This window comes from Streptomyces bambusae, from assembly GCF_020532645.1.
Taxonomy (GTDB): Bacteria; Actinomycetota; Actinomycetes; order Streptomycetales; family Streptomycetaceae; genus Streptomyces; species Streptomyces bambusae.
In genome coordinates, this window is the sequence record NZ_JAJAUZ010000034.1 from 15,451 (window position 1) to 28,834 (window position 13,384).

Sequence of the window (13,384 nt, forward strand, 5' to 3'; positions counted from 1 at the left end):
GGCGGCGAGTGGTCCAGACCATCCCGGAGTTGTCGGCTCCGGCGATTTCAGGCCAGGTCCGGATCCGGGCGGCGGCGAGCGGGCGCGTCGGGTCGCACCGGGCGCGTCAGGCGCGTCAGGCGCAGAGGACGCGCGTCTCCGGGGTGTAGACCGGACCGGCACTGGTGCTGCTGCTGTCGCTGAACTCGGCGTAGTAGTACGAGTAGAAGCCGATGTTGCCGTTGCAGCCGGAGTCGGCGGCGATCTGGAGCGTCAGGGTGACGGTGCGGCTCTGCCCGGGCGGGATGGTGGCGCCGTAGTTCTGGCCGAGGTTGGCGGGACCGGTGCCGGCGCAGGGCGTGCTGCCGGAGGCGGTGGCGAGGGTACAGCTGCTGAAGCTGTACTTCAGGTCGGGGCGCTGGGTGGTGAGCCAGGTCGGGTCGATCGTCTGGTAGACGAACCAGACGTCGTACGTCTTGTTGTTGGTGAGCGTCATGGACAGCTCCACCGAGCCACCGGGGGTGGTGGTGGCCTGGCTCGTACTGAACGTCAGCGGCGCGGGGGCGGGGTCGGCACTCGCGGCCGGCGCGAGGCCGAACAGCGCGAGGACGACGGCGAGTACGGCGGCGAGTCCGAGGCGACGGTTCAGAAGTGATCGCATGCCGCCGGACGCTAGACGGCCGCGGGAACCTCCGTCTGCCCCTCCGGAATGCAGTCGGCCGGAAGTGTTCGTACCGTGAAGATCCCGTGCGCAATCGATGGATCAAGATCACACCGCGTATACAACCACGGCACACAACGTATCGGACGCCTCCCCTCCGCCCACCCCCCTTCGCACGAACGCCCGACCATCCCGAACCCCTTTGGCGCACATGCAGTGGGCACATGAACCTCCCGGGGCCGCGGCGTCGCCGTCTACCGCACGGTCCACACCGGAGCGGGGCGCGGCGGCAGGGCCCGGCGGGTCTGATGGAGGAGGAGCGCGGCACCCGCGGCGGCGGTGGCCGCGAAGGAGAGCAGGGCGGCGGCCGGCCACCAGTGGTTCCCCGTGGTCAGGACGGCCGCCCAGGCCACCGAGGTGGCCGCCGCGACGACGGGGAGCAGGACACAGCGGACCCACAGCGGGAGCCGGGTGCTGAGCGCGACGAAGGCGAGGCCCAGGAGCGCCCCGGGCACCGCGGTCACGACCAGACTCAGGACGGCAAAGAAGAGCAGAGCGAAGATCATGCGGATCAGGCCTCCGGCAGCACGGTGAGCGGCGAAATGCAGGCACGAGCAGGGGGTTCACCCGCCCGCTACGGGGCGGCCCCTCATGCGGATCATCCTGCCAAATGATTTGAACGTGTTCAACATCGACGCCGACACCTCCCCCGCACCTCACCCCGCACCTCCGCCACAGGGTCCGGTGGCGCAAATTCACAGCACACGTGTATCCGGAACGTGTCGAACGGCCATTCCGGGCGCATATGCCATCACAGCCGCCCGGGCGCATCGCTTCGCGCGCCCCGCCCGGCGCGCTGAACACGCCCTCCCCACGCACCTGCCGCTGTCATACCTTCACATCACAGGCCGCAAGGACGGGGCCGCCCGAGTCACCCACACCGGGGGCGCGGGCGTGCAGAAACGTTCGCCGCAGTCCTGTTCGAGCCAGTCCGGGTATGGCGGAGGGAGCCGTTGTGGACATGCGCTACGAGGCGCATTCGTACGCCGACAACCTGTTCTACGACTCGCCGGTGCGGTGGGCGACGCGCGACGAGTTCGACGCCGTCGGCGCGCCCCTGCCGGCCGGCTGGCGGGGCACCACCCAGGACGTGTGGGTCGGCAGGACGCCCGACGGCGTCGCACTCCCCGACCAGGGCTGGAAGATCCACGTCTCGGCCTGCCCCGACAACGCCGAGTCCGTGCTCGCGATGGTCGCCGGCTACTGCTTCTACCACCGGGTGGCGTTCAAGTTCCTGCGCAGCCCCGCCCTGGTCCGGACGCAGAACGCGAAGTACGCCTCACGCGGCTCCAGCGGCAAGTTCATGACCCTGTACCCGGTCGACGAGCCGGAGCTGGAGCGCTGCCTCGACGGCCTCGACGCCCTCCTCGCCGGGCAGCCGGGCCCGTACATCCTCAGCGACCTGCGCTGGCGCGACGGTCCCCTGTACCTGCGCTACGGCGGGTTCACCGAGCAGTACTGCCGCTCGGAGACCGGCGAACTGGTCCTCGCCCTCCGCGAGCCGTCCGGCACGCTGCGCCCGGACGTGCGGCGCGCCGTGTTCGAGGTCCCCGACTGGGCGCCCGTTCCGGCCGTCCTCGCCAAGGCGCTCGCCGACCGGGACGCCGCCAGCCGGGCCGACTTCCCGTACGACGTCCAGCGGGCCCTGCACTTCTCGAACGGCGGCGGGATCTACGTCGCCCGCCCGGCCGGGGACACCGGCGGCGAGGAGGTCGTCCTCAAGGAGGCGCGCCCCTACGCCGGCCTCGACCAGCGCGGCGACGACGCCGTACTCCGGCTCCGCAAGGAGTACGACATCCTGCAGCGGCTGTCCGGACTGCGCGCGGTGCCCGCCGCGCTCGACTACCTCACCGCGTGGGAACACCACTTCCTCGTCCAGGAGTTCATACCGGGCGAACCGCTCAACCGCTGGTTCGCCCGCCACTATCCCCTCGTCCGCCCCGACCCGGACGCGGCGGCCGTCGCCCGCTACCGCGAGGAGGCAGAAGAGGTCCTCTCGGGGATCGAGGAGGGGCTGCGCGCCATCCACGACCGCGGGATCGTCTTCGGTGACCTGCACCCGCGCAACCTGATCGTCCGTCCCGACGGCTCCGTCTGCTTCATCGACTTCGAACTCGCCTCCCCCGTCGACGAGTTCCTCCGCCCCGGGCTCGGCGCCGCCGGCTTCGCCGCACCCGCCGGCCTCCAGGGCTTCGCGATCGACCAGCACGCCCTCGACGCCCTGCGGCTGTGGGTGTACCTGCCGCTGATGCAGCTGACCGCCCTGGACCCGGGCAAACGGGCCGAGCTGGAGGCGGCGGCGGCCGTGCGGTTCGGCCTCGCACCGCCGGCCCGGGTGGCGCCGGCCGCCACGCCCACCGCACCGACCGCGCCCGACGCCACCTCACCCGTGACCACCGATCCCGCCGAACGGGCCCGCCTCACAAGGCTCTTCAGCGGCGACCCCGAGGACTGGCCCGCCCTCCGCGACTCCTTGGCGGCAGCCATCACCCGGTCCGCGACCCCCGACCGCACCGACCGCCTCTTCCCCGGCGACCCCGGCCAGTTCACCCACGACGGCCTCGGCCTGGCCTACGGTGCCGCGGGCGTCCTGTGGGCGCTGCACACCACCGGAGCCCCCGTCGACCCCGGCCACGTGCAGTGGCTCCTCGACGCGATACCCCGCCGGCCACTGCGGCCCGGGCTATACACCGGCTCGCACGGCGTCGCCCTCGCCCTGGACCGGCTGGGCCGCACCGAGGAGGCGCACCGCCTCCTCGACCGCCTGATGCAGGACCCGCCCGAAGGCCACGGCGACGACCTCGCCGGCGGACTGCCCGGGGTCGGCCTCACCCTCCTCCACTTCGCCGCGACGACCGGCGACGGCGCCCTGCTCACCGCGGCCGTGGACACCGCCGACCTGCTCGCCGACCGCCTGGCGGACGCCTCCGGCGCCGGCCGACGGCAGCTGCGCCCGGGCCTGTTGCACGGCGCCTCCGGAGCCGCCCTGTTCTTCCTCCGCCTGTACGGCCGTACGTCCGACCCCGGGCTCCTCGACCTGGCCGGGCAGGCCCTCGTACAGGACCTCGACCGCTGTGTCCTGGGGGACGACGGGACGCTCCAAGTCGACGACGGCAGCCGGGTGCTGCCCTACCTGGAGACCGGCAGCGCCGGGATCGCCGCAGTCCTCCACGAGTACCTGCGCCACCGGCCGGACCCGGTGCTCCGGCAGAGCCAGGGCCGCATCCGGGACGCCGCGACACCCGAATTCATCGTCCAGTCCGGGCTGTTCAACGGACGGGCGGGCCTGATCCTGCTGCTGCACCTGCTCCGGACCGGCGAGGGCGCGGGCGACGGCATTGGCGACGGCGACGGCGACGGCGACAACACCCGCGTCATCCGGCGCCACATCCGCCGGCTGCCCTGGCACCTCGTCCCGTACCACGGCCACGCGGCCTTCCCCGGCGAGCAGTTGCTGCGGCTGTCGACCGACCTCGCGACCGGCTCGGCGGGCGTCCTGCTGGCCCTCGGGACCGTCCTCGCCGGCACCCCCGGGCTGCCCTTCCTCGACACCCCGGCCCCGGTCGCGCACGCCGCCCCCGGCCGGACCGCCTGAGCGTCGCCCCCACTGCGGTACGAGCCGGCTGACCACCGCAGTCCACGAGTTTCCGGCGACCGCCGGAAAGCACGGCACCATCCTCACCCGTCAGGAGTACACCATGTCCATCCTCAGCCTGCAGGCCATGGAGCCCGCCGGGGACACGACCGAGTACATGTCGGTCATCAGCTCCCTGAGCGTCGTCAACTGCACCAACAGCACCGTCAGCACCCTGCTCTGCCTCTGACGGCACCCCTGCCGGCACCCGCCCGCCGGACGCGGCGGCGCGTGACCGGATGAACCACGGCCGGCCCGGGCTGCACGAGAGCCCGGGCCGGCTCCTCATGCCCCCCGCACGCCCGCACGCCGGACGTGTGCCCGCACCCCCGACCCCCGTCCGACCGGCCCGAATCCGGAGGAGCACGGCATGGATGCAGACCGGCGGCCCCCCGGCCGCCCCGGCGCACGACGCCTGCGCCACGGGTGGTGGCCGGCGGTACTGGCCCTGTCGGTGGCCGTCAGTTCGCTGGCCGCCCTCGCGCTGCCGGCCGTCCTCGCCGGGGCGGTCGACCGGGCCCTGGCCGACGGCGCGGCCGCCGGGCTGGTCCCGCTCGCACTCGTCCTCGGCCTGCTGACCGCGGCCGAGGCCATGGCCCAGTACGCCGGCCCGTGCGGCACCGCGGGTACGACCGCCCGGCTGCGCGCCGGGCTCTTCCGCCACACCATGGCCGCCGGGCCGTATCCGGCCGAGCGGCGGGCCACCGGGGACCTGGTGGCCCGGCTGACCGCGAGCACCGCCGAGGGCGCGCTCGGCGCACAGGCCGCCGTGTACGCGGTGGCACAGGCCGTGATGGCCCTCGGCGCCGTCGTCGCACTCGGCCTGCTCGCCCCGGAACTGGCCGCCGCGTTCGTCGTCACCGCCCCCCTCGGCTACCTCCTCATGCGCCGCCACGTACGCCGTACCACCGCCGGCGGGGTCGGCTACCAGCAGGCCCAGGCCGCCGTGGCCGCCCGGCTGCTCGACGCGCTCGCCGGCAGCCGCAGCATCGCCGCCGACGGCACCGCCGACCGCGAGATCGCGCGCATCCTGCAGCCCGTTCCCGAACTGTCCCGCCACGGGCGCACGTTGTGGGACAGCCAGCGGCGCGTCGCCTGGCTGACCGGGCTGCTCGCCCCGGCCACCCAGCTCGCCGTGCTCTCCGTCGCCGGCCACGAGCTCTCCCGCGGCACCCTGACCCCGGGGGACCTGGTCGCCGCCCTCGGCTACACCGCGCTCGGGCTCGGCGGCTTCGGCACCGCCCAGAGCCTCCTGGACCTCGCCCGGGCCCGGGCCGGCCGGACCCGCGTCCGGGAAGTCCTGGGCGTGCCCCTGCCGCCGCCCGGGCTGCGCCGGCTGCCGGACGGGCCGGGGCGGCTGGAACTCCGCGGGGTCGGCGTCCGGCGCGCGGGCACCGCCCTGCTCGACGGCGTCGACCTCACCGTTGCCGCCGGCAACTGCACCGCGATTGTGGGCAGTTCGGGGGCCGGTACCTCGCTGCTGACCGCGGTGGCGGGCGGACTGCTCGCCCCCGACGCGGGCGTGGTCCTCCTCGACGGCGTCCCGCTGGACGAGGTCCGGCCGGACGACCTGCGGACCGCCGTCGCCCACGCCTTCGCCGACCCGGTCCTGACAGGCCCGACGATCCTGGACTGCCTGCGCGCCGGCGCCCCCGGGCCGACCGCCGAGCGGGTACGCGCGGCCGCACGCGCGGCGCAGGCCGACGCGTTCCTGCGCCGCCTGCCGGCCGGCTACGGCACCGCGGTCGCCGATGCGCCCCTGTCCGGGGGCCAGCGCCAGCGCGTCGGGCTCGCCCGCGCCCTGACCCGGGACGCCCGGCTGCTCGTCCTCGACGACGCCACGTCCAGTCTCGACTCGGTGACGGAAGCGGCGGTCCTGCGGGCCGTCGATGCCGGCCACGGCCACCGCACCCGCCTGATCGTCACCCGCCGCGCGTCCGTGGCCGCCCGCGCCGACACCGTGGCCTGGCTCGACGGCGGCCGCCTCAGGGCCTGCGCCCCGCACGCCGAGCTCTGGCAACAGGACGCGTACCGAAGGCTGTTCGGGTCGGACAGGGACGAGAACGGCGGCGGGGGTGGCGGCGGGGACAGCGGCGGGGGTGGCTGCGGGGACGGCCCGGACGACACGCCCTGAAGGCCACCCGCCGCCGGTCACGACGAAAGGACCGCCCACCATGCCCGGCCCGCCCGCCCGCACACCGGCCACCCGCACGCCGGCCACCCACCCGGCCACCCGCCCCGCCCTCCGCCTGGTCCTCGCCAGTCTGCGCCGCAGCCGCCGTGCGGCCTGGTCGCTGACGCTGTGGACCCTGCTCTCCGCGGCGCCCGCCCTGGTCACCGGCAAGGCACTGGCGCTGGCCGTGGACCAGGGCTTCCTCGTGCAGCGGCCGCGGACCGCCGCCCTGGGGCTCGGGGTGTTCGCCGGCGCCGCACTACTGGGCGCCTGGGCGAGCCGGCAGACGTACCCGGCACTCGCGGAGATCGTCGAGCCGGCCCGTGACGCGCTGCTGCGGGACGTGGTCACCGGCACGGTGCGGCGGGCCGTCGCCGATGCGACCCGCCCGGACACCGGCGCCGCCGCCGTGGCCGTCGCCCAACTCACCCGCCAGGTGGAGGCGGTTCGCGATGCCCTCGCCGGACAGCTCATGCTGGTCTGGCAGTTCGCCCTGACCCTGGCCGCGGTCGTCGTGGGCACCGCGGCCGTCGCACCGGCCGCCGTCCCCCTGTTCGCCGTGCCGCTGACCCTCGCGCTCATCGCCTTCGGCTGCCTGGCGCCCGTGACCGTGCGCCGCCAGCGCGAGGCCTTCCGCACCGAGGAGGAGCTGGCCGCGCACACCGCCGCCACCGTCGGCGCGCTCCGCGACATCATCGCCTGCGGCGCCCGCGCCGACGCCGAACGCGAGGCCCTGGAGCTCGTCGCCGCGCAGTTCCGGGCGGCCCGCGCCCTGGCCCGGGTCGCGGCGCTGCGGCGGCTGATCGTCGCACTGGGCGTACACCTGCCGGTGGTGCTGATCGTGGCGTATGCTCCGGCGCTGGTGCGCGGCGGGCTGACGCCCGGTGCGGTGGTGGGCGTCCTCGCCTACCTGTTCGCCACGCTGGAGCCGGCGCTGCGGCTGCTCGTCCAGGGCGTCGGCGCCTCCTGGCTGCGCCTGGCGGTCGCCGCCGAACGGCTGGACCTGGCGGCACGGCACCCCGCCCCGCCCGCCGATCCCACGCCCGGGATGCGCCCCGCGGACGGGTCGGCGCGCTTGGCAGCGGTCACGTTCGCCTACGGCCCGGGCGCCGAACCGGTTCTCGACGGACTCGACTTGAGCCTCGCCGATGGGGAACACCTCGTCGTGGTGGGGCCGTCCGGCATCGGCAAGTCCACCCTGGCCGACGTACTGACCGGCCTCCTGCGCCCGGGCGGCGGCCGCGTCGACCTGGGCGGCGTGCCGCTCGACCGGATCGCGGCACGGGATCTGCACCACGCCCGGGTCCTCGTCCCGCAGCACCCGTACGTGTTCGCGGGAACGCTCCGGGAGAACCTGTGCCACCTCGCCCCCGCCCCGGACGCCGTACTGGCGGACGTGATCGGGAAGTTGGGACTGGACCCGCTCGCGGAGCGCCTCGGCGGGCCCGACGGACGGCTGGAGCCGGGCGCCCTGTCCTCCGGAGAGCGCGCCCTCGTCGCACTCGCCCGCGCCTACCTGTCGCCGGCCCGGCTGGTCGTCCTCGACGAGGCCACCCGGCACCTGGACGCGGCGGCGGAGCTCGCTGTGGAGGAGGCCTTCCGGCAGCGCCCGGGGACGGTCGTCACCATCGCCCACCGCCTCGCACCGGCCCGCCGCGCCGACCGCGTCCTGCTCCTCGACGGCGTCCGCCCGCTCGCCGGCACGCACGCCTCGCTCCTGGCCGGGTCGCCCCTGTACGCCGATCTCGTCGGGCAGTGGGACGGGCGCGGGCCGGACACCGCCGGGCCGCCAGGTGCCGACCCCGGCGCCGGCACCGGCTCCGGCGCCGGCACCGCGGGAGGCGGTACCGGCGCCGGGCAGCCGGTCAGCCGCCCGGGCGCAGCGTCAGGTCGCTGACGGTGGCGTCCCCGGGCAGGTCGAGGGCGGTGGCCACGGCGGCGGCGACGGTCTGCGCGCTCATGTGCGCCGCCGGGTCGTAGGGGAGGCCGAACTGCGCATGCAGCCGTACCTGCATCGGAGTGTCCGTCTCGCCGGGGTAGACGGTGGTGACGCGGATGCCGCGCCCGTACTCCTCGGCGCGCAGCGACTCGGCGAGGGCTTTGAGTCCGAACTTGGACGCGGCGTACGCGCTCAGCCGTGGCGGCGCGTGCAGACCGGCGCCGGAGTTCATGAAGACGACCTGCCCGCGGCCGGCGCGCAGCGCGGGCAGCAGCAGGCGGGTGAGCTCGGCGGGGGCGGTGAGGTTGACGGCGAGGGTGTGTTCCCAGGCGGCGGCTCCCGTCTCCTCGACGGTCCCCGCTTCCGCGACCCCGGCCACGTGCAGCAACGAGTCGAGTCGGGTGGGCAGTTCCTGTCCTTTGAGGCGGTCCTGGAGCAGCGCAGGCTCTGCCAGGTCGGCGACGACTATGCGGCACCCGGGGTGGCGTTCGCCCAAGGCCTGCGCCCGCGAGCCGTCCCGCGCGAGCAGCCAGAGGGTGTGCCCGCGCGCCGCGAGGAGGTCGGCCAAGGCCGCACCGATTCCTGAACCGGCTCCTGTCAGCAGATGTTCTCCCATACCTCCTTGTCTACCCATACATGGGCTTTCATCCACCAACTCGCCGTGAAATTGCGGGAGTTCAGCGGCAGCAGGATCCGGCCATCCTCACCGCCAACGGTGTCCGGATACCGACTCCCCCACCCATCGCTCTGCAAGTTCTTGCAGAATCTTGCGCAAGAACTTGCCGCACTCCACCGCCCGAAGGAGCCCCGACCGATGCCCCGCCGCCGACCCGCCCACCGCCCGACGCGCACCGCCTCCGCCGCACTCACCGCCCTCGCCTCCCTCACCACGGCCTGCCTCCTCGCCACGGCGACGGCTACGGCCACCGCCACGGCCGCGCACGCCGCCACCGCACCCCCCGACCGCACCACCGTCACCTTCGACGTCCGCACCACGACCACCTGGGGCGAGGGCGTGTACGTCACCGGCAGCACCGCCGAGCTCGGCTCCTGGGACCCGGCCAGGGCCGTCCCGCTGTCCGCGGCCGGCTACCCGGCCTGGAGTGCCACCGCCACCGCGGCCGCGGACACGCCCGTCCTGTTCAAGTACCTGATCAAGCGGCCCGACGGGCAGGTCGTCTGGGAACAGGGAGCGGACCGGCTGCTGACCACCCCGCCCGGCACCGCCGCCCTCACCCTGCACGACGTCTTCCGCACCGAGCCCGGCACTGCGGGCTCCGGCACCGCACCCGCCTGCGCCTCCGTGGGCACGACCTGGCGCTACGCCTCCGTCCACAACGGCTGCGGCACCCCGCTGACCCTCCAGGTCCAGCACCGCAGCGGCGGCCTCAGCGACTGCCGGCCGGTGCCGCCCGGCGCCACGGCCACCTTCCCCGGGTCCGGGCCGGAGTCCGATCACGTGGTGGCCGTACGAATCTGCTGACACACAAGTCACAGGAGCATCGGGGGTCTCGGCAGCATCGGAAACCCCGGGAACCTCAACAACCCCACCAGCCCCTGTGGCATTCGGGTGATTTTCGTTAATCCACGAAGTTTTCAGTGCTTATGATCCACCGTCATGACAGCAAGTCAGAAGGCCCGAACACCGGCCCGGGACACGGCAGATGTGGTGATCCTCGGCGCCGGACCCGCCGGGCTGGTGCTCGGAAATCTCTTACACGGCGCCGGAATCGACTGCGTGGTCCTGGAACGCGCCACCCGTGAGCACGTGCAGACCAGGACCCGCGCGGGCTACCTCGCCGAGCACAGCGTGCGCGTCCTCGACCGGCACGGCCTGGCCGAGGGCGTGCACCGGCGCGGACAGCGGCACGGCGTCTGCGAGTTCCGCACCGAGAGCAATCGTTTCCGCCTCGACTACGGCCGCCTCGGCAAGGGCGAACAGCACGTCGTCTATCCGCAGCACGACCTCGTGACGGACCTCCTGACGCAGTACGTCGGCGCCGGCGGCCGGATCCGATTCGGGGCCGAGGCGCTGGCCGTGCGCGACGCCGACGGACCGCACCCCTCGGTCGACGTGCGCGATGCCGACGGCCGCCCCGGCCGCTGGCACGCCCGCTACGTCGCCGGGTGCGACGGCCGGCACGGCGCCGCCCGCCGTTCGCTGCCCGCCGGCGCGGGCCGCCGCCACCACCGCGACCACGGCGTCACCTGGCTGGGCCTGCTCGCCGAGGCACCGCCCAGCCTCGACGCGGTCGGTTACGCGATCCATCCGCGCGGATTCGCCGGCCACATGGCCCGCTCCGCGGAGGTCACCCGCTACTACCTCCAGGCCGAGCCCGGCACCGCCCCCGACGCCTGGTCCGAGGACCGGATCTGGGACGAACTCGCCCTGCGCCTCGGCGCGGCGGAGCACGGCCCGCTCCACCGCGGCCGGATCGCCCAACGCACCGTCGTGGCACTGGAGTCCGACGTGCTGGAACCGCTGCGGTACGGCTCCCTCCTGCTCGCCGGCGACGCCGCGAGCCTGATCAGCCCCTCCGCCGCCAAGGGCGCCAACCTCGCCGTACTGGAAGCGGAACTCCTCGCCCGGGCCCTCACCGCCGCCCTCCGGCACGCCGAACACTCCGCGCTCGACCGCTACTCGGCCGACTGCCTCGCGTACATCTGGCGCGCGCAGGAATTCTCACACTGGATGATCCGCCTGCTGCACGCCGAACCGGAGGCGGCGGCCGGCACCGGCCCCGAGGGCGGCTCCCGCTTCCAGGACCGTCTGCGCCACTCCCGGATCGACGCGCTGCGGACCTCCCGCACCCAGCAGGACTGGTTCGCCGAGAACTACGTCGGCCTCTGAGCCGGCCGCCCCTCCACCGGGGCGAGCCACCGGGGCGAGTCCCCGCATCCCCGAAGCCGGCCCCTCCCCGCTTCTCCCCCACCCGGAAACGGAACGGAACCAAGGATGTCCTCTTCGCCATGACCACACCCACGGCACCCCCCACCTCCACCCCCACCGCCACGGCCACCGCCACCGCCACCGCCACCCACGCCCCCTCCCCCGACGACGCGGACCGCCTCGCCGCCGCGGTCGACTTCGTCCGCAGCCAGGACACCACCACCCTCCTCCGCCTGCTCCTGCCGGACCTCGACGCACCGGAACTCCGCGCGCTCGCCGACCGCTGCCGGTTCGCCCACGCCGCCCTGCTGCTCTTCCCGCCCGACGCGGCAGCCCTGCGGGGCCAGTTGACCGCCTGCGGACTGGACCCCGCCGCCCCGGCCCAGCCCAGCGTCGTCGTCCGCGACCGGCTGGCCCTGCGCCACCAGCGCGATGCCGCAGCACTCGACGTAAGGATTCTGCGTCCCGAAGTGCCGTGCGCCGACGGCGAGCGCCGGGTGGTGGAGGTGTTCACGCTCACCGTGCCGCCCGGCTCGGACCTGGCGTCGGTCGCCGCACACGAACGCGCCGCCGACCACGAGGCGCACCTCGCGTTCGAGGTCGTACGGCCGGACCCGCTGGTGCTGCGCGGCCTGTGCGCGACGTTCGCCCGGCACGGGGCACTCGCCGACGGCGGCGGCTACAACCCGCACGAGGACGGCACGGTGTTCTACTTCACCGCCCCCGCCGACTCGAAGGCCGGCCACCGGCGGGTGGAGCTGTACGCGAGCGGCGACCACCGCGGTGTGCTCGCCCCGCACCTCGACGCGTACCGGTCGCGGCAGCCGGCGGAAACGCTCCTGCGGCTGATGACCGGCGCGTGGACCACCCAGGCCCTCGCCGCGTGCGCACAGCTGCGGCTGCCCGAGGCGATGGCCGCGCCGGCCGGCGGGGGCGAGCACCCCACCGCCCACGGCGTGGACGCACTGGCGCACGCCGTCGACGCCGACCCGCAGAACCTCGCCACCCTGCTGCGCTACCTCGCCATGCTGGGCGTCGTCGACCAGCAGCCGGAAGGATTCCGCCTCACCGCGCTCGGGGCGCTGCTGCGGGCGGACTCCCCCGGCTCGATGCGGCCGCTGGCGCTGATGTACGGCGGCGCGTTCTACCAGTCCTTCGCGCTCCTCGCCCATGCCGTGCGGACCGGCCAGACCGGCTTCGAGCAGCTCTTCGGCGAGAACCACTTCGACTACTTCGCCCGCCATCCGGAGCTCGCCGAGCGCTTCGACCAGTCCATGGCGGCGAGCTCGCGCATGTTCGAACCGCTCCCCGCGCACCCGGTGATCGCGGCGGCCGGGGCCGGTCCCGGCCGCCGTACGGTCGTCGACGTCGCGGGCGGCACCGGTGAACTCCTCGGGCGCATCCTGGCCGCCCGCCCGCACCTGGACGGCGTCCTCCTCGAACGCGCGCACGTGGTCCAGGCCGCCCGCCGCCACCTCGACGCGGCCGGGGTCGGCGCCCGCTGCAGCTACCGGGTGGGCGACTTCGCGGACGTCCCGGCCGGCGGCGACGTGTACGTCCTGTCCCGCGTCCTGCACGACTGGGACGACGACCGGTGCCGCGACATCCTGCGCCACTGCGCCCGCGCCATGCCGGCCCATGCCGACCTGCTCATCGTGGAACGCCTGCTCCCCGCGGACGGCTCCCCCTCCCTGGCCACGGCCTGGGACCTCCACATGATGTGCAACGTGGGCGGCCGGGAACGCCGCGCCTCCCACTACGCCGGCCTCCTCGACCAGGCAGGCCTCCACCTGGTCGGCCACAGCCCGCTCCCCCTGGACGCCCACGTCCTCCACGCCCGCCGCACCCCCCACCTGCCGTCCCCGTCCCGCCAGGCCTGACCACCGGCGCCCGCCCCGGGGCTCCGGCCCCGGGGCGGGTGTCCCGCCGGATTCCGGGGCGGGTGTCCCGCCGGATCCGCAGAACCCGGGCAGGTGGTGCATCCGGGTGGGCGGGTCGGGCCGAAAGGGCGGTAGGGGGTGGGGGCTCCGGTCGGGGTTCTCGCCTTC

At 74.8% G+C, this 13,384-nt stretch carries 10 protein-coding genes; 7 read left to right on the forward strand and 3 right to left on the reverse strand.

Annotated elements, in window-relative coordinates:
* Positions 1-115: 115 nt before the first annotated feature.
* Together LG634_RS22810 and LG634_RS22815 are read right to left on the reverse strand one after the other, a co-directional pair.
* Positions 116-640 (reverse strand): hypothetical protein, encoded by a 525-nt coding sequence (locus LG634_RS22810; protein WP_226735788.1) that lies wholly within the window; start codon positions 638-640, stop codon positions 116-118.
* Positions 641-894: 254 nt separating this feature from the next.
* The gene (locus tag LG634_RS22815) at positions 895-1,206 is read right to left on the reverse strand and encodes a hypothetical protein (protein WP_226735789.1); all 312 of its coding nucleotides are present in this window, start codon (positions 1,204-1,206) and stop codon (positions 895-897) included.
* A gap of 455 nt (positions 1,207-1,661) precedes the next feature.
* Between LG634_RS22815 and lanKC the strand changes: the two genes are divergently transcribed.
* From lanKC to LG634_RS22835, 4 genes are all read left to right on the forward strand, one after another.
* Complete coding sequence (gene lanKC, locus LG634_RS22820) at positions 1,662-4,295, forward strand: class III lanthionine synthetase LanKC (protein WP_226735832.1); 2,634 nt, start codon at positions 1,662-1,664, stop codon at positions 4,293-4,295.
* A 103-nt stretch (positions 4,296-4,398) separates the two neighbouring features.
* Entirely contained in the window at positions 4,399-4,524 is a 126-nt protein-coding gene (locus LG634_RS22825; RefSeq protein ID WP_226735790.1) for a SapB/AmfS family lanthipeptide, read from the forward strand.
* A gap of 180 nt (positions 4,525-4,704) precedes the next feature.
* Positions 4,705-6,468: an ATP-binding cassette domain-containing protein gene (locus tag LG634_RS22830; RefSeq protein WP_226735791.1), complete on the forward strand. Its 1,764-nt coding sequence runs from the start codon at positions 4,705-4,707 to the stop codon at positions 6,466-6,468.
* Between the two features lie 40 nt (positions 6,469-6,508).
* Positions 6,509-8,404, forward strand: coding sequence for an ATP-binding cassette domain-containing protein (locus LG634_RS22835; protein ID WP_226735792.1), 1,896 nt, complete (start codon positions 6,509-6,511; stop codon positions 8,402-8,404).
* Here LG634_RS22835 and LG634_RS22840 read toward each other — a convergent pair.
* Positions 8,373-9,062, reverse strand: coding sequence for an SDR family oxidoreductase (locus LG634_RS22840; protein WP_226735793.1), 690 nt, complete (start codon positions 9,060-9,062; stop codon positions 8,373-8,375). The genes LG634_RS22835 and LG634_RS22840 overlap by 32 nt on opposite strands.
* 198 nt (positions 9,063-9,260) lie before the next feature.
* On the opposite strand from LG634_RS22840, the gene LG634_RS22845 reads away from it, so the two are divergent.
* The 3 genes from LG634_RS22845 to LG634_RS22855 all read left to right on the forward strand — a co-directional run bounded on the left by LG634_RS22845 (position 9,261) and on the right by LG634_RS22855 (position 13,216).
* Complete coding sequence (locus LG634_RS22845) at positions 9,261-9,929, forward strand: alpha-amylase inhibitor (protein WP_226735794.1); 669 nt, start codon at positions 9,261-9,263, stop codon at positions 9,927-9,929.
* Between the two features lie 135 nt (positions 9,930-10,064).
* Positions 10,065-11,297, forward strand: coding sequence for a 4-hydroxybenzoate 3-monooxygenase (locus tag LG634_RS22850; RefSeq protein ID WP_226735795.1), 1,233 nt, complete (start codon positions 10,065-10,067; stop codon positions 11,295-11,297).
* A 119-nt stretch (positions 11,298-11,416) separates the two neighbouring features.
* Complete coding sequence (locus tag LG634_RS22855) at positions 11,417-13,216, forward strand: methyltransferase (protein ID WP_226735796.1); 1,800 nt, start codon at positions 11,417-11,419, stop codon at positions 13,214-13,216.
* Positions 13,217-13,384 lie beyond the last annotated feature (168 nt).